At 64.7% G+C, this 14,882-nt stretch carries 15 protein-coding genes and 1 pseudogene; 11 read left to right on the top strand and 5 right to left on the bottom strand.

From position 1 onward, the window contains the following. Window positions 1–296 precede the first annotated feature (296 nt). The 5 genes and pseudogenes from EDF69_RS16990 to EDF69_RS16970 form a co-directional block, all read left to right on the top strand. Complete coding sequence (locus EDF69_RS16990; protein ID WP_425336692.1) at window positions 297–2,000, top strand: strawberry notch C-terminal domain-containing protein; 1,704 nt, start codon at window positions 297–299, stop codon at window positions 1,998–2,000. A 110-nt stretch (window positions 2,001–2,110) separates the two neighbouring features. Continuing rightward, entirely contained in the window at window positions 2,111–3,184 is a 1,074-nt protein-coding gene (locus EDF69_RS16985; protein ID WP_037471312.1) for a type IV toxin-antitoxin system AbiEi family antitoxin, read from the top strand. Next, entirely contained in the window at window positions 3,181–4,050 is an 870-nt protein-coding gene (locus tag EDF69_RS16980) for a nucleotidyl transferase AbiEii/AbiGii toxin family protein (RefSeq protein ID WP_030540690.1), read from the top strand. The genes EDF69_RS16985 and EDF69_RS16980 overlap by 4 nt, the downstream gene beginning before the upstream one ends. Continuing rightward, window positions 4,047–4,913, top strand: a complete 867-nt coding sequence (locus EDF69_RS16975; RefSeq protein ID WP_204991458.1) for a restriction endonuclease — start codon at window positions 4,047–4,049, stop codon at window positions 4,911–4,913. Before EDF69_RS16980 ends, EDF69_RS16975 begins: the two co-directional genes overlap by 4 nt. A gap of 101 nt (window positions 4,914–5,014) precedes the next feature. Then, window positions 5,015–5,242, top strand: a pseudogene (locus EDF69_RS16970) (ParB/Srx family N-terminal domain-containing protein); the annotation flags it as partial. A gap of 140 nt (window positions 5,243–5,382) precedes the next feature. On the opposite strand, the gene istB reads toward EDF69_RS16970, so the two are convergent. Then, complete coding sequence (gene istB / locus EDF69_RS16965) at window positions 5,383–6,216, bottom strand: IS21-like element helper ATPase IstB (protein WP_204991410.1); 834 nt, start codon at window positions 6,214–6,216, stop codon at window positions 5,383–5,385. Window positions 6,217–6,230: 14 nt separating this feature from the next. Beyond that, a complete protein-coding gene (gene istA, locus EDF69_RS16960) occupies window positions 6,231–7,718 on the bottom strand; it encodes an IS21 family transposase (protein ID WP_132884630.1) in 1,488 nt (495 codons plus the stop codon). A gap of 80 nt (window positions 7,719–7,798) precedes the next feature. Here istA and mobF point away from each other — a divergent pair, with 80 nt between their 5' ends. The 4 genes from mobF (at window position 7,799) to EDF69_RS16940 (ending at window position 12,424) form a co-directional block, all read left to right on the top strand. Continuing rightward, the gene (mobF, locus tag EDF69_RS16955; protein WP_339538848.1) at window positions 7,799–10,639 is read left to right on the top strand and encodes a MobF family relaxase; all 2,841 of its coding nucleotides are present in this window, start codon (window positions 7,799–7,801) and stop codon (window positions 10,637–10,639) included. Between the two features lie 31 nt (window positions 10,640–10,670). Beyond that, on the top strand, window positions 10,671–10,886 hold the full coding sequence (locus EDF69_RS16950; protein ID WP_226998467.1) for a hypothetical protein: 216 nt from the start codon (window positions 10,671–10,673) through the stop codon (window positions 10,884–10,886). A 57-nt stretch (window positions 10,887–10,943) separates the two neighbouring features. Next, complete coding sequence (locus EDF69_RS16945; RefSeq protein WP_066547538.1) at window positions 10,944–11,501, top strand: DUF2726 domain-containing protein; 558 nt, start codon at window positions 10,944–10,946, stop codon at window positions 11,499–11,501. Between the two features lie 275 nt (window positions 11,502–11,776). Then, window positions 11,777–12,424, top strand: coding sequence for a hypothetical protein (locus EDF69_RS16940; protein WP_051585638.1), 648 nt, complete (start codon window positions 11,777–11,779; stop codon window positions 12,422–12,424). Window positions 12,425–12,443: 19 nt separating this feature from the next. Here EDF69_RS16940 and EDF69_RS16935 read toward each other — a convergent pair whose 3' ends face one another. The 3 genes from EDF69_RS16935 to EDF69_RS16925 form a co-directional block, all read right to left on the bottom strand. Beyond that, window positions 12,444–12,737 (bottom strand): hypothetical protein, encoded by a 294-nt coding sequence (locus tag EDF69_RS16935; RefSeq protein WP_223308181.1) that lies wholly within the window; start codon window positions 12,735–12,737, stop codon window positions 12,444–12,446. A 74-nt stretch (window positions 12,738–12,811) separates the two neighbouring features. Continuing rightward, window positions 12,812–13,045: a hypothetical protein gene (locus tag EDF69_RS16930; protein WP_030541288.1), complete on the bottom strand. Its 234-nt coding sequence runs from the start codon at window positions 13,043–13,045 to the stop codon at window positions 12,812–12,814. Window positions 13,046–13,248: 203 nt separating this feature from the next. After that, a complete protein-coding gene (locus tag EDF69_RS16925; protein WP_239556178.1) occupies window positions 13,249–13,827 on the bottom strand; it encodes an SOS response-associated peptidase family protein in 579 nt (192 codons plus the stop codon). Between EDF69_RS16925 and EDF69_RS16920 the strand changes: the two genes are divergently transcribed. Beyond that, on the top strand, window positions 13,820–14,431 hold the full coding sequence (locus tag EDF69_RS16920) for an SOS response-associated peptidase (protein WP_037486161.1): 612 nt from the start codon (window positions 13,820–13,822) through the stop codon (window positions 14,429–14,431). The two genes, EDF69_RS16925 and EDF69_RS16920, sit on opposite strands and share 8 nt — an antisense overlap. A gap of 2 nt (window positions 14,432–14,433) precedes the next feature. After that, a complete protein-coding gene (locus EDF69_RS16915) occupies window positions 14,434–14,859 on the top strand; it encodes a DUF1810 domain-containing protein (protein WP_037486162.1) in 426 nt (141 codons plus the stop codon). The last annotated feature ends 23 nt before the right edge of the window (window positions 14,860–14,882 follow it).

The following is a 14,882-nucleotide window of genomic DNA, read 5'->3' as shown; positions in this document are numbered from 1 at the left end:
GGACAGCCTTGCATCGGGACCTCGATTGAAAGCGACGAACGACTGCCTCTGGGATTTTCTACAACCTGCACCATTCCAGCGGTGCCGACAATCCTAACGGCCCCAGCATTCAACCTTTTCAGGCAATTATCTGGAGTGAAATCATGGAAAACCGAAGGAAACCTGCGCCTCCCGCCGCCACGCTCGACATAAACTGCGACTGCAAAGAATATGTGATCGATTATCTCGAGCGCGCCTTCCCGACCCGGCAAATGCAGGTGTTCACCGACGACACCGGCACGCAGCGGTCTACGCCGATGGTCGATGAGGCGGGTAACCCGGTCTACAATCCGGAGGCGGAAGCGGCACGAGCACAGCTCATCGAGGACCTGTGCGCGTTGCCCCCGATCACCTCCGCGCTCGATGGTCTCCTCGAGCAGTTCGGCCATGAGACCGTCGCCGAAGTGACCGGCCGGACCAAGCGGCTCGTCTCGACAGGTGATGGCCGGCAGAAGCTCGAGACCCGCTCGACCCGGACCAGCCAGGCCGAGGCGGCCGCCTTCATGCAGGGCCGCAAGCGGATCCTCATATTCTCCGACGCCGGCGGAACGGGCAGGTCGTATCACGCATCGCGCGACGTTCCGAACCAGGAGCAGCGCGTTCACCTCCTGCTGGAGCCAGGTTGGCGCGCGGACCGGGCCATTCAGGGTCTCGGCCGCACCCACCGGACGCATCAGGCGAGCACCCCGCTGTTCCGGCCGGTGACAACCGACTGCAAAGGCGAACTTCGCTTCACGAGCACGATCGCGCGCCGTCTCGACAGCCTCGGTGCTCTCACTCGCGGGCAGCGTCAGACGGGAGGGCAGAATCTCTTCGATCCTGCGGATAACCTGGAAAGCGAGTACGCCTGCGCGGCGCTGGTCAGCTGGTTCCACCTGCTGGTCGGCGGCAAGTTGACCAGCATCTCCCACAGCGACTTCGAACGGCGCACCGGCCTGGAGCTCTGCGACAAGGACGGCGTGATGAAGGATGAGCTCCCGCCCATTCAGCGATGGCTCAATAGGATTCTGGCGCTGCCGATCGCTCTGCAGAACAAGATCTTCGACGAGTTTCTCTCGCTCGTCGAAACTCGTGTCTCGGCCGCGCGCGATGCGGGCCGGCTCGATGTCGGCGTCGAGACGATCCTCGTCGATAGTGCGACGCTGATCGATGATACGGTGCTGAGGACCGATCCAGTCAGCGGGGCGACATCGCATCTCCTGTCGATCGAGATCGCGCACCGCAGGACCCCGCTCTCCCTCGACCGCATCCTCCACATCGCCGACAACGACGGCACGGCCGAATCCCTGGTCAACGCCAAGTCAGGCGGGGTCGCGCTGCAGATCCGGGCCCGCGCACTCATGGAGGAGAAGGAAGGGACTCCCATTCCGCGCTTCGAGCTTCTGCGGCCGACGCGGCGCCAATATATGCGGGAACAGGAACTGCTCGAGAGTGCGTGGACGCCGATCGACCGCGACGCATTCTGTGAAAAATGGCTCGAAGAGGTCGGAATCGCGGCGAACAAGGTCGACACCGAGACCATCCGACTTGCCACCGGTCTGCTGCTCCCAATCTGGTCGGCGCTTCCGAACGATCATCTCGTGGTCAATCGGATTGCCGACAAGGCCGGCAACAGCTGGCTCGGTCGTCTCGTCTTTGACGAACATGTCGTGCAGCTCTTCACGAAGCTCGGCATCGACCGCGTCGAGAACATGCCAGCCTCTGACATCGTCAAGTCCGTGTGGTCAGGGCGTAACGTCGATGTCGCTCGGCCCTTCGCCATGACGATCAAGCGCTCGCTGGTGAACGGCAGCCGCAGGATCGAACTGGTTGGAGCGCCGGTTCAGCAGCTGTCCTGGCTCAAGTCCGTTGGCTGCTTCACCGAGGTCATCCAATATCGCACACGCGTTTTCATCCCCGTAGATCAAGCTGCCGCGGTGGTCGAAGGGATCACGCAGGCGGCAATCGCCGCGCCGGGCTGATCCGCTTGGCGGATGTTCATCATATCGCGACGTTCAACGCGATGTTGAACGCGCCTTCTGAGTGAACGCAGGGTTGCCACGTTCACTAAATACGTATATTCAACGCGCTGATGAAAGCGCAAAATTCACTGAACGTCGAGCGTCAGGCGGCCGAGGAGATGAAGGCCTTCCTGGCCGGTCTGCCGAACCTGACCCGTAGCCATGTCGAGCGTCATGGCACCGCGGGCAAGCCGGACGACGGAGTCGACCTCGTCGCCGAAGGCAGCTTCGCGGGAAAACCTCTCCACCTCATCGTTGAGGTGAAAAGCAGTGGGCAACCGCGCATGGTGCGCAGCGCGGCCGAGCAGCTTCACCGCTACATGCGCAACCATGCGGGGCACGCTGTACCCGTCGTGATGGCGCCGTATCTCTCGAAGCAGGCCCGAGACGTGTGTCGGGAAGAGGGCGTCGGTTACCTGGATTTCATGGGCAATGCTCTGATTGCCTCGGGCACGATCTACATCGAACGCGAGGTACCTGGTCAGCCGGAGCCGGAACGGCGCGCGCTTCGCTCGCTCTACAAGCCCAAGTCAGCGCGCGTTCTTCGTCGGCTGTTGCGCGAACCAGATCGTCGCTGGCGCACCGCAGAACTCGCCGACGCGGCCGGGGTCAGCAGCGGGCTCGTCAGTAATGTCGGATCGGCGCTTCGCGAACGCGGTTGGGCGGAGCAGACCGACGAGGGGCTCGCATTGATAGACCCTGACGCTCTGCTCGACAGCTGGGCGGACAATTACGAGCCCCCTCGTGGCGAGGAACATCGTCGCTACACCAGCCTTCATGGCAAGGCGCTGGCGGACCGTCTTGAGGGGCTGTCGAGTTTGGAAGGGCGGGTCGCGCTCGCTTCCTTCTCAGCGGCGCAGCAACTGGCGCCCTATGTCCGCCACCCCAATACCTATTTCTACGCCGACGAGATGGGCCTTGCCTCGCTCGACGATCTGCTTGGTGCCAGCGATGCCCCAAAGGGCGCCAACGTCACGATAGTGGTCCCCGAGGAGGACGGAGTCCTCGACGACGCCGTCCATGTCGGCGAGGGCATCCTCGTGACCAGTCCGGTCCAGACCTACCTCGACCTCATGCAGATGGGCGACCGCGGTAGCGAGGGTGCGGCCGAACTGCGTCACCGCCTGCTGGGCTGGCGCGCATGACCGACGATCTGCAGTCTGCAAACCAGTATGACGACCGCACCAGCAATGCGGTGAGATCGGTCCTCGTCGAGATCGGCCAGACGCTCGGCAGCTATCGCGGCAAATTTGCCGTCATTGGCGGTGCGGTGCCATGGCTCCTCCTTGAGGACAGCGAGATGCGCCATGTCGGCACCGCCGATATCGACCTCAGCCTCGATGCGGAAGCGCTGGCCGAGGACGCCGAATATGCCGGTCTGGTCGAGTCCCTCCATAAGCAGGGCTATGCGCCGGGTGAAGACCTCAAGAACTTCCAGATGATGCGTACCGTCGACCCCGGTGATGGGGGGGCTCCCATCACCATCGTCGTCGACTTCTTGCGGCCCTATGACTCGGTGATCGAAAAGAACAGGCCGCCCCTCACGACCGATTTCGCCACCCAGCGCGCTTTCGGCGCGGACCTCGCGACGCGCTTCTACGAAATGGTCGCGGTGGAAGGGGCAATGCCCAACGGCGGCATCAACCGGGTGATGATCGCCGTCGCCTCCATCCCGGCGCTTCTCGCCATGAAGGGACATGCGCTCGACGGTCGCGACAAGCCGAAAGACGCCTACGATGTCTACTTCTCAATCCGGAACTTTCCAGGCGGTATCGAGGCCCTGGCCGCTGCGTGCGTTCCCCTGCTATCAGAGCGCAGCGCGGCCGAAGGCTTCGCTAAGATCGCCGGCAAGTTCCGCAGCTTCGAGGATTTCGGTCCCACCAGCGTGCGACGTTTCGTCGAGGGCACGGACATTCTCGAAGACCGGTCCCCGGACGAATGGCAGCAGGACGCGTTGGGCCAGGTCCAGGCATGGCTGGCAGCCATAGGCTACGGCGAGAGGGCCTCGTGAGCAGCATCAACCGGGCCGACTTCCGCTTTATCGAGGAATTGGTCGAGTTCATCCGCGGCCGGGGTTACGTGCTTGATCTCTCCGATGCGACGTTTTCGGAATTCTTTGCCGACGAGCTGAACGTCGACATCGATGATCCCATATACGCCGTGAACGGCGGCTCGAAGGGCAAGCGACTGCGCACCTTCCTGTCGACCGTCGATGACGATGCCGCGGCTCGTGCGCTCAAAGCCTTATGGGATCACCGTGTCCAGTTTCTCGCCAGCACCGGCAACAGCGATCCGGTGCACAATGCCGAGGGACGCTATCTGACGCTGGTGGGCAAGCTGGCTAACGGCACATCGTCCGGCACAGGGGAGCCACCCCGGCCGGCTCATGACCGGGCGAAGATCGAAGCACTTCGGTCTGAGCTTTACGAATTGCGGGATCTCGAGCCCCAGCGTCGCGGCTATGCCTTCGAAAGCTTCCTGCAGCGCATCTTTGCCGAGGCTGGTCTCGCTCCCCGTCAGCCATTCCGAAACGTGGGCGAGCAAATCGACGGCAGCTTCGTCCTCGATAATGAGGTCTACCTTCTCGAGGCGAAGTGGACGCGCTCCGAAATCGGCGTCGCGGATCTTCGCGCCTTCCACGGCAAGCTCGAGAAAGCGGCTTGGACCCGAGGCGTGTTCATCAGTTATGACGGCTTCACCGAAGTCGGTCTCGCAGCGTTTGGTCCCGCCCGCCGCATGTTCTGCGTCGAGGGTCGCGACATTTACGAAGGCCTCGATCGGCAAATCCCCTGGGTTGAGATTCTCCGCGCCAAGTTCAGACATGCCGCTGAGACGGGCGAGCCGTTCGTGCCGTTGGCGAAGCTGTTCCCGTAGGCACTACGGCGGCCGGCGTGCCGCCTCGGCATCAGGGCGAGAGGAAAGGGGAAGCGGGGATGGTGTCCGGATTTTGCCGGGCGCCATGAGGAGTTCCCCCCGTGATCCAGACCGTCAAACTCAGCAAACTGCGTCTCTCGCCGATCAACGTTCGTACCGCGCCGGACGAGCAGCTTCAGATCGGCCCAATGGCCGCGAGCATCGAGGCCAAGGGTGTCCTGCAGAACCTTCTCGTCACGCCGGCAAAGAAGCCGCGCGGCACCTTCGAGGTGTTCGACGGGGGCCGCCGCTGGCGCGCGCTGCGCCTCCTGGCAGAACGCGGCACCATCTCTGAGGCGGATGTCAACGGCGGAGCAAAACCAGGCCAGCGGGGCGGAGTAAAAGCAGGCCACTTGAGGCGCGCGCTGACGATATGAAAAGGGCCCCGATCGGGGCCCTTTTCATATCGTTGCCGTCCTCGGCCTGATGGTCAGGAAGATAATATCTCACCGGTGTCCGGGTCGGACAGGGCACTGGCCTGGTTTTGCTCCGCCCCGCGACGTTTGCGTCCGGTGGACTGCTTGAGGCGATAGCTGTCGCCGTTCATGGTCAGGATGGTGGCATGGTGGGTGAGCCGGTCGAGCAGTGCGCCGGTCAGCCGCTCGGAGGCGAGCACCTGCGTCCAGTCCTCGAACGGCAGGTTGGAGGTGATGATGGTCGAGCCGCGCTCGTAGCGCTGCGACAGCACCTCGAAGAGCAGTTCGGCGCCGGTCGGGGACAACGGGACGTAGCCGAGTTCATCGACGACGAGCAGCTTCACGGCCGCCATCTCGCGTTGGAGCTTGAGCAGCCGTCGCTCGTCTCGCGCCTCCATCAACTGGTTCACCAGCGAGGCCGCGGTAGTGAAGGCGACTGTGAAGCCCTTCTGGCAAGCCGCCAGGCCGAGCGCGAGGGCTACATGCGTCTTGCCTGTCCCGCTGTTGCCGAGCGCAATGACGTTCTCGCGGCGCAGGATATATTCGCACCGTGCGAGCTCGACCACCATCATCTTGTTCAGGCTGGGGATGGCGGTGAACTCGAAGGTGTCGAAGCTCTTCACAGCCGGGAAACGGGCTGCGCGGATCCGTCGCTCGATGGTCCGGCGCTCGCGGTCGATGAGCTCCAACTCGATAAGCCGCAACAGGTAGCGCGTGTGGTCGACCCCGCCTTGCGCGCATTCGCGCGCGACCTTTTCGTACTCGCGCAGAACGGTTGGCAGTTTGAGTTGTTTGAGATGATGGGCGAGCAGCACCTGTGGCGTACCTGCGGTCGTGCCCACCGGCATGGCGTCCTTGTCCGTCATGCTGCCAGCACCGCATAGTCGGCCGCGCACGTCGTTTTGACGTCCATCTTGGGCACGTGCGGATACGCCGCTAAATCCAGGCGCGGCGGACGGCGCTCGATACGCGCCAGCGCGATGAGTTTTACCGCGTCAAAACCAGGTGCGCCCAACTGGACTGCCTCGGTCACGGCATCCGTGACGATGGGAAGCGGCATCGCCTCGAGCAGCCGCAGCACCTGGATGAACTCGCGTTTACCCTTGTTGCCCATCCGGGCCTCGAGCAGGTGGCGCAGATGCTGGAAGATGTCCGGCAGGTTCCAGTCCTGAAGGGCTGCCGCCTGGTCGAGCGCACCGGGCTTGGTCTCGATGAGCGCGAGATAGTGCAGTGGGTTGGAGACGAATACGCCTTCGTCGTAGCAACGCGCGTGCCGGGCAATCTCTTCGCCCGCGCATATGATGACGACCTCGTCGACGAACCCCTTCACCATCACGTCGCGGTAGCCGTACGCGGTCGGCACCGAATAGTCGTTGGTCCGGTAGCGCACCATCGCGGTCGACGACACGCGCGCCGCGCGTTTCTCGCATGGCTCCAGTGGTACGGACGGCAGCGTGCGCAATGCCGATACGTCTGCCGCCAGCCGCTCGGCAATGGTCTGCGCGTGCTGACCGGCATGCTCGCCCTGGCGCGTACGGCAGGACTCCTCGAACCTGGCGTTCAGGACATCGAAATTGGCAGCGACCGGCACGGGCACCATGAAGTTGTTGCGCGCAAACTTCACCAGCCCCTCGACCTTGCCTTTGTCGTTGCCTCGCGCTGGACGCGCAAAACGGTCCTGAAACAGGTAGTGGCTGACCAACTCGGTGAAGGCGCGTGTGCGCTCGCGCGTTCCATCGCCGCAGATCTTTGCCACGGCGATGGTTGTGTTGTCGTAGAGGATGGACAGCGGCACGCCCCCGAAGAACGCGAATGCCGACACGTGCCCGTCAAGAAACGCCTCGGTCGTCTCGCGCGGATACGCCTTGAAGAAGCAGGCATCCGACTGCGGCAGCGACATGCAGAAATAGTGGATCTTCATCCGCTCCCCGCCGACGACCGCGACCGCCTCGCCAAAGTCGACCTGTGCATGCCCCGGCGGGTGCGCCAGCGGCACGAAGGTCTCGCGCCCGCGGGCCCTGCACAGCCGCACATGGTCCTTCACCATCGTGTAGCCGCCCGTATAGCCATGCTCGTCGCGCAGCCGCTCAAAGATCCGCTTGGCCGTGTGCTGCTGCTTGCCCGGCGCCTCGCGGTCGGCTGCCAGGATTGCGTCGATAACCGGTAGCAGCGTCCCGAGCTTCGGCTTGGTCGGAGGTTTCGTCCGGCGGTATCCAGGAGGCGCCGAATACAGGCACATCTTGCGTACCGTATCCCGGTTCAGCCCGAACACCTCCGCCGCTTCCCGGCGACTATGCCCCTCGACAAATACAAACCGTCTGACCGCTGCGTAGCTCTCCACGACAAACATCCCCGCCGCTCCGCAAAGGGAGCAGCTTACCAACTGGCCGGATTTTACTCCGCCCCCGACGGCACTGCGCCGGCGGTCCTGTGGCCTGGTTTGTCACCGCCCTTCACACCTTTTCGGCCCCGAAATCCGTTTCGGTGCTCGCCTATGTCGCCGGCGACAAGCGCATCCTCGGTCCCGACGGCGCCAACATGAAAGCCGTGACCCGCGCAATGGCCTGGGTAGAGAGCAACCTCGCCGAGGGGCGCAAGGACATCGAAGGCCGCAAGGTTCCGATGCGGAGCGGGAACCTCGTCTACGCGCTCTTCCAACACGACACGAGCCGCGCCCTCGACCCGCAGGCCCATGTCCACGCCGTCATCGCCAACCTGACCAAAATGCCCGACGGCAAGTGGCAGGCGCTCCACGCAGACAAGATCTGGTCTAACAACTCCGTGATCGGCTCGATCTACCATGCCTTCCTGCGCGAGGAGCTCGAGAAGCTCGGCTACCAGGTGGAGCTCAAGGGCAAGCACGGCACGTTCGAGATCGCCGGCGTGCCCAAGCCGGTGCTCGACGCGTTCAGCCAGCGCCGCGAGGCGATACTCGAAAAGGCGGCCGAGCTCGGCATTGTATCGGCCAAGGGGCGGGACGGCGTCACCACCAACACGCGCGATCCCAAGCTCAACGTCGAGGATCGCGAGGCGCTGCGGCAGGCATGGATCGACAAGGCGGCAGCGCTCGGTTTCGACGGCAAGTCGCTCCTCGACGCAGCCCTCGCCCGGGCGGCGCAACGCGATCCCGGCAGCGCGCTCGAACGCGGCTACCGCGCCGTATCGGAAGCGGTGTCGACGGCATGGGACAAGCTCGGGTCTGCCCTGCGCGCGCACGATCCTCTCGTCGATCGCGGCCTTGCGCGAGTGACCACCTCGCCGGCCGAAGCACGCGCGCAACTGGCGGTCGCCTCCGCCGTCCGGATGCTGTCCGAACGCGAAGCCGCCTTCAGCGTCCACCAGCTTGGCAAGACCGCGCTCGACCTCGGGCTGAAGGGAGTGACAGTCGACCATGTCGAGCGGCGGATCGAGCAGCTTGTCGGGCGTGGCCAGCTCATCGCGGGCGAGGCGCGGATCGGCGACACGCGCCCGCGGATGGTCACGACCCGCGAAGCCCTCCTGACCGAGGAGCGGATCCTCGGGGCGGTCGAGGAGGGCAGGGGGCTCGCCTCGCCCATCCTGGCCGCGCAGGACGCTCCAGAGCGGCTCCAGGCGGTCGCAGACAGAGAGCTCAACGCCGGCCAGCTCGGCGCGGCCGCGCTGATCCTTTCCTCTGAGGACAGGACCGTCGCGATCCAGGGCATCGCCGGCGCCGGCAAGTCGACCATGCTGCAGGCGGTCGCGCGCGTCGCGGAAGCCGAGGGCCGCGCCGTCATAGGCCTGGCCTTCCAGAACAAGATGGTCGCCGATCTCGCGGAAGGGGCAGGGATCAGATCCCGGACGATCGCCTCGTTCATCCTCGCCAACGAGCGCCACGTTCAGGCCGGGGGACCCGCATACGACGAAGCTCGCGCCGCGCTCGCCGGCTCCATGCTCATCGTCGACGAAACCTCGATGGTCTCGTCCGACGACATGCTGAAGCTCCACCAGATCGCCGCCGCGCTCGGCGTCGACAAGCTCGTCCTCGTGGGCGACCGCCAGCAGCTCTCTTCAATCGACGCCGGCAAGTCGTTCGCGCTCATCCAGGCGGGTGGAGGCACGATGGCGCGAATGGACGAGAATATCCGGCAGCGCACGGATCAGCTCCGCACCGTCGCGGCGCTCGCCAACCTCGGCGAAGCGTCCAAAGCGATGAAGGTGCTCGGCGAAAGCGTCGTCGAGCATCAGAGCCCGGCGCTCCATGCGGCCGAGATGTGGCTCGGCCTTTCGCCGGCCGATCGCGACGCGACGGCCGTGTTCGCCTCGGGGCGCGCGGCGCGAGCGGTCATCAACCAGCGCATCCAGGACGGCCTCGCGACCGAAGGCAGCGTGCGAGGGGAGGGCATCCACCTCACGGTGTACGAGCGCGTCAACACCACGCGCGAGGAGCTGCGCTATGCGGCCACCTATCAGGCCGGGCAGACGCTCGAGGTCGGCCGCGGCGGCGGCCAGGACGTCGGCCTGGCCGCTGGCCGCTATGACGTCGCCAAGGTCCACCCGAACGGCAAGGTCGACCTGAAGCTCGGCAACCGGTCCATACGCTTTGATCCGCAGAAGCTGTCGCCGACCGAAAAGCGCGACCGGCTGCAGCTCAGCGAGAAAAAGGACCTCCACCTGCGTGAGGGCGACCGCATCCGCTGGACCGCCAACGACAAGGAACGCGGGCTCCACAACTCGGCTCTGGCGCGGGTGCTCGCGGTCGACGCCGACGGCGTGACCGTCGAGACCGCCGGCAAGGAGCGGCTGACGCTCGATCTCGGCGACCCGATGCTGTCGCGGCTCGACCTTGCCTACTCGCTTAACATGCACATGGCGCAGGGCATCACGACCGACAAGGCGATCACCGTCATGTCGAGCCAGGAGCGAAATCTCTCCAACCAGCGCCTGTTCAATGTCGGGGTGACGCGCGTGCGCGATGAGCTCACGATGGTGGTCGACGACAAGGAGAAGCTCGAGCGCCAGCTCGACAACAATCCGGGCAACAAGACGTCGGCACTCGAAACCGTCGGTCGCCTCGACGTTGATCACGAACGCACACGCGGCAAGAGCAGCGGACCCCGCGAGAAGCTTCATGTCGGCCCGGTCGACCTGGCGGACCTGCCGCCGTTGCCGGGTGAGCTGCCGTCCCCGGCCCACACGCAAGGCGCCGCCGCCGCTGCTGCCGGCGCTTCCAAGTCACCGCCCGACCTCAAGCCGGACCGTGGCGACGCTCTGCCGCCGCTGCCGGAACGGAGCCTGGGGCTCGACCTGTGAAGACCGGCCGGCCGGACGCCGGAGCTTGATGATGGAGACGACGATGAGTGGATGGGATTTTGACGAGGTGGGTAAGTTCGGGAGCGCCAAGGCCGCCGAGGATTTTGCCAAGCGCAACGATGTCGATCCGCGGGACATCCGGACGCGCGACACCCGGGACGGTGTCGAACTGGAGATCCGGCGCTCGAGCCTCGATCGGCGCGGGCTCAAGGACAGCGGCGAGGGCCGCCGCGACGGCTGGAGCTGACTTTCAAAGCGGGCGCGGCTGCGCCTGGACATCGCCCACAATGAGGGAGCCTGACATATGCCCAGCCTCATCGGATCGTCCCTCGCGATGATCATATTCCTCGGCTGCGCGTTCGCGCTGCTGATATTGCTCAACAGCAGCTCGTCGCGTCCCGATGGTCAGCCCGAGCCGGTCCCAGCGCAAGCAGAACCGGTCGCGCGGCAGTTCCTAACGGAAAGGGAGGAGGCCATGCTGGCCGCGATCGAGCAGATACTGCCCGGCCATCGCATCCACGCCCAAGTATCCATGGGAGCGCTCCTGCGGGCACCCCGCCGCGATGGACGCAAGGCCAGCGCGGCGGATCGCAACAGCTTCTCGCAAAAGATTGTCGATTTCGTCGTGCAGGATCGCTTGAGCGGATCCGTCGTCGCCCTGGTCGAGGTCGACGATTCCTCTCACGTCGCGCGTCGCGACCGGGAACGCGATGCGATGACGCAGCGCGCGGGCTACACGACGATCCGCATTCCGGCCCGGGCCAAGCCGGCCCTTCCAGATGTCCGGCTCGCGCTCGCGCCCCTCCTTCAGTCGAGAACGAGCATCTCGGCGGCTGAAGACCGGCAGGCGGGCGATGCTTGATCAGCGGCCGGCGCCGACGAAGCTCCCCGCTCGGCGCACCAGTTTTCGCGAGCCTACCGCGACCCCTGAGCTTCCGCGCCCACGGCCACGCGCTATGCCATCGGAGCGACACTTGAAGGCGATGGGTGGGCCCGGCCCCGCGATCCTGTTGCTTCGGCACCCTTGCATCCACTGGAGCCGGACGGCAGCCTTTTGCATGCGCCCCGCGCCTCTGCCGATATCGAAGCGCGCCGGCTGCGGCCGTGTCCCCCGAACCTCACCACGGGAGGGTTGCCGTGGGCCTCGATGACAGGGACTATATGCGCGAACGGCGGCGCAGGGAGGGACGCTTCGGAGGCGCCCCGTGGTTCGATGGTACCAACCGGGGTTTCGACTATCAGAAGGGCCGCAAGGTGCAGTTCGGTCCCCACCCCATGCAGAAGTGGATCATTCTGCTCTCCGCCGCCTCCTTCCTTTATCCGATGTACCGGGAAGCGAGGCGCAGTGGCTGGCTCCCCGATCAGGAAGCAGCCTTGCCTTTTCCGCCCTCTGGAAGCGTCACGGTGAACGCGGCCATAGACCCGCACGATGCCACATCGCGCATGCGGGTGGTGACGGCATCGGCCAATGCTGTCGTGCAACTGTTCGACCCCGGATCCGACCACCACGTCATCTCAGTCTACGTTCATGGCGACGATGACGTCACTGTCCCGGTTCCGTCTGGCACCTATCGGATGCGTGTCATCGAGGGCGACAAATGGCATGGGCCCGTGAAGTTCTTCGGACCATCGACGACTTATGAAAGCGTCGTGAAGCTCATGACATTCACCCGACGGCATTTCGGAGGGATAGACCTGCATCGACGCCCCGATGGAACGTTGAAGACCCGGGTTAAGATAGGCGACCCGCCGCCTTTGCTTCCCGCCGAGGGGAAGGGGAGGTGACCCGCCGAGCCGGCGCGGTTCAGCGCTCCCCACCGATGGCGGCATCGAGCGCCGCTTCAAGTCGATCGATCACTGCGGCCCGGCTCGCCATTTTGGGGAGTTCGCGGCGCGCAAAATCCTGGAGCCGCCGCACATCCCGCACTGGCAGGCGCAACGTCAGGATCGTCCGGTCCAGCGCGGACGGATCAATCGCATCCGCCTCTTTGCCGGCTACGAGAAAGTGCTCGAGCAGACGCTTGCGGGCGGCGAAGCTCCAGCCCAGCGCGGCAAGCTCATCCGGCGTGAGTGCGAGGAGCGCGAGCGCGACATCCATGATATCTTCGAAGGGCAGCAGGAGGCGTACGACCCGTCCGCCCCGCTCGCGCCAGCGCCTAAGCGGACCGCGCTTCACTGCAAGGTCGGCCTTGCATCCTCACCGTCCAACGATCGTAGGGCCGCCAGTATCTCGTCGACGGACACGGGCTGTCGGGCCCCTGGCGGCCGGCGGAGCGCCGGCTGGCCCTCGACCGCGACGCGATCGGATGCCCAGGACGCGAGGATGGCGCGCTTCACCTCCGGTTCGAGCGTCGGGTGCCCCGCAACCTCGAACGGATGGAGATATCGGGAAACAGGCTGCGACATGAATACCTCCTTTCGCTTCGTCGCGGCTAGCTTCAGGCTCAGCTTATCGCCGAGATTTGGAAGCGATTTGAACCAGATCAAGAGGCGAGGGCAGTGGAAAGACACGGCTGCGATCCTCTCGGCGCAGGCGCTTGTAACGCCGCTGCCTTAGACGCTGAACCGATGCCTCGGGATGCGAGCCGCGCGCAGCCGATCAACCACGCTTACAGCGCCAGCATCTCCTGGACCGGTCCCGCTCCGATCTCTTCGATGAGGAACGTTCGCGCCGCGGGCGTCTCAAGCAGATCGATCTCCGGCACGCTATGGTCGAGCCACTGCATCACCTGGCGGCGATGGATGATCGCGCCGTGCCGTTCCTGGTAGCGCGCTACCTCAGGGTTCGCGGCGACGGTCACGACACGATAGCAGAGCGGCCAATCGCCCATCGGCGGCTCCCAAACCGCAGCGAGATAGAAGTGGTTGCCGCCGTCGAGCATGACGCGATAGCGCTTCCGTCCGACGGTCATATGGAACTCGCTTGCCGGAATCAGACAGCGATGGGCCGGGAACGTCCGCCCTTCCGCCCGCACGAAGCGGTAGCTGTCGCCGTCGCTGAACCGCGGGTTTGATCCCCAGGTCGCCTCGACCATCTCGATTTCGCTGGCATCGTCCGGATTTCGCCGGATGATGGCGCGGCGAGCGCCCAGCGGCGCGTCCGAATCGAAAGGTGTTGGCGGTTCCACGCCAAAGAACATAATGGGAACGATAAAGCGTCGCAAGGAAGGCTGACGAACGGTGTGCAACGATTATCGCCTGGAGGTGGATATCGCCTCGATCGCCGAGGATTTCGACAATCTGAAGATCAAGATCAGTATGCCCGAAGGCACGCCGAACGTGCCGGCACGCGAGGATATCAAGATCAGCGATACCGCGCCGATTGTGCGCAGCGTCGAAGGCGAGCGCCGCGCTGGCGAAGTGGTCAACCGCAAGTGGAGCTGGCCAGGCCAAGGCGGCAGGCCGGTTTATAATTTCCGCTCGGAGGGCCGCGAGTTCACCAGCGGTCGCTGCCTCATATTGGCCGATGGCTTTTATGAATTCACCGATCCCCAGCCGGGCCAGAAGCGGAAAACCAAGTGGCTGTTCACGATGAACGATCATGACTGGTTCTGCATAGCCGGCATCTGGCGCTCGCACCCCCAGGCCGGCGAAGCCTTCACCATGCTGACGATGGAGCCGGGCGAGGACGTGAGGCCGTATCATCATCGCCAGATCATCCCGTTGAAGCGCGATCAATGGGCGGATTGGTTGGACCCGTCGGTGCCGGCATCGGATGTGCTGACCGCGCTTCCGAAAGGCACCCTGACGGTCACGCGCGTATTCCCGCCCAGCGAGCCGGCACTGCTCTGACGATGCCCGACGCGACCTCCCTCGACCGTTTCGTCGAAGCACAGACACTGGCCTATGCCGGCGCGCTTGCCGAGATCCGTCGCGGCGCCAAGCGTTCGCATTGGATCTGGTACATCTTCCCGCAGCTCGCCGACCTCGGTCGAAGCTCAACAGCAAAGCATTTCGGCATCCGCTCGGCCGATGAAGCGGCCGCATATCTCGATCATCCGGTGCTCGGAGCGCGCTATCTCGAGTGCGTGGCCGCGCTACAAGATTTGCCGACCAGCGACCCCGTAGCGGTGTTCGGCGAAGTCGACGCGATGAAGCTGCGCTCGTCGCTGACCTTGTTCGAGGCAGCCCGGCCGGCGGCATTGCTGGCGGCGGCACTCGACCGCTGGTTCGGCGGCAAGCGTGACGAGATGACGCTACGGCTGCTTGGCGGCGTCTGACTCTGCTTGACGAAGATCGGATA

This window comes from Sphingomonas sp. JUb134, from assembly GCF_004341505.2.
Taxonomy (GTDB): domain Bacteria; phylum Pseudomonadota; class Alphaproteobacteria; order Sphingomonadales; family Sphingomonadaceae; genus Sphingomonas.
Note: the sequence above shows the minus strand (reverse complement) of the source record. Positions and strands in the feature narration are given on the sequence as shown.

Excerpts from the sequence above, each read along its gene's own strand:
- EDF69_RS16935 (WP_223308181.1), bottom strand. The coding sequence starts at position 12,737 with ATGGATGTCGCGCTCGCGCTCCTCGCACTCACGCCGGATGAGCTTGCC.
- istB (WP_204991410.1), bottom strand. The coding sequence starts at position 6,216 with ATGCCGGTGGGCACGACCGCAGGTACGCCACAGGTGCTGCTCGCCCAT.
- EDF69_RS16950 (WP_226998467.1), top strand. The coding sequence starts at position 10,671 with ATGGAGACGACGATGAGTGGATGGGATTTTGACGAGGTGGGTAAGTTC.
- EDF69_RS16990 (WP_425336692.1), top strand. The coding sequence starts at position 297 with ATGGTCGATGAGGCGGGTAACCCGGTCTACAATCCGGAGGCGGAAGCG.
- EDF69_RS16930 (WP_030541288.1), bottom strand. The coding sequence starts at position 13,045 with ATGTCGCAGCCTGTTTCCCGATATCTCCATCCGTTCGAGGTTGCGGGG.
- EDF69_RS16915 (WP_037486162.1), top strand. The coding sequence starts at position 14,434 with ATGCCCGACGCGACCTCCCTCGACCGTTTCGTCGAAGCACAGACACTG.
- EDF69_RS16980 (WP_030540690.1), top strand. The coding sequence starts at position 3,181 with ATGACCGACGATCTGCAGTCTGCAAACCAGTATGACGACCGCACCAGC.
- EDF69_RS16985 (WP_037471312.1), top strand. The coding sequence starts at position 2,111 with ATGAAAGCGCAAAATTCACTGAACGTCGAGCGTCAGGCGGCCGAGGAG.
- EDF69_RS16945 (WP_066547538.1), top strand. The coding sequence starts at position 10,944 with ATGCCCAGCCTCATCGGATCGTCCCTCGCGATGATCATATTCCTCGGC.
- istA (WP_132884630.1), bottom strand. The coding sequence starts at position 7,718 with ATGTTTGTCGTGGAGAGCTACGCAGCGGTCAGACGGTTTGTATTTGTC.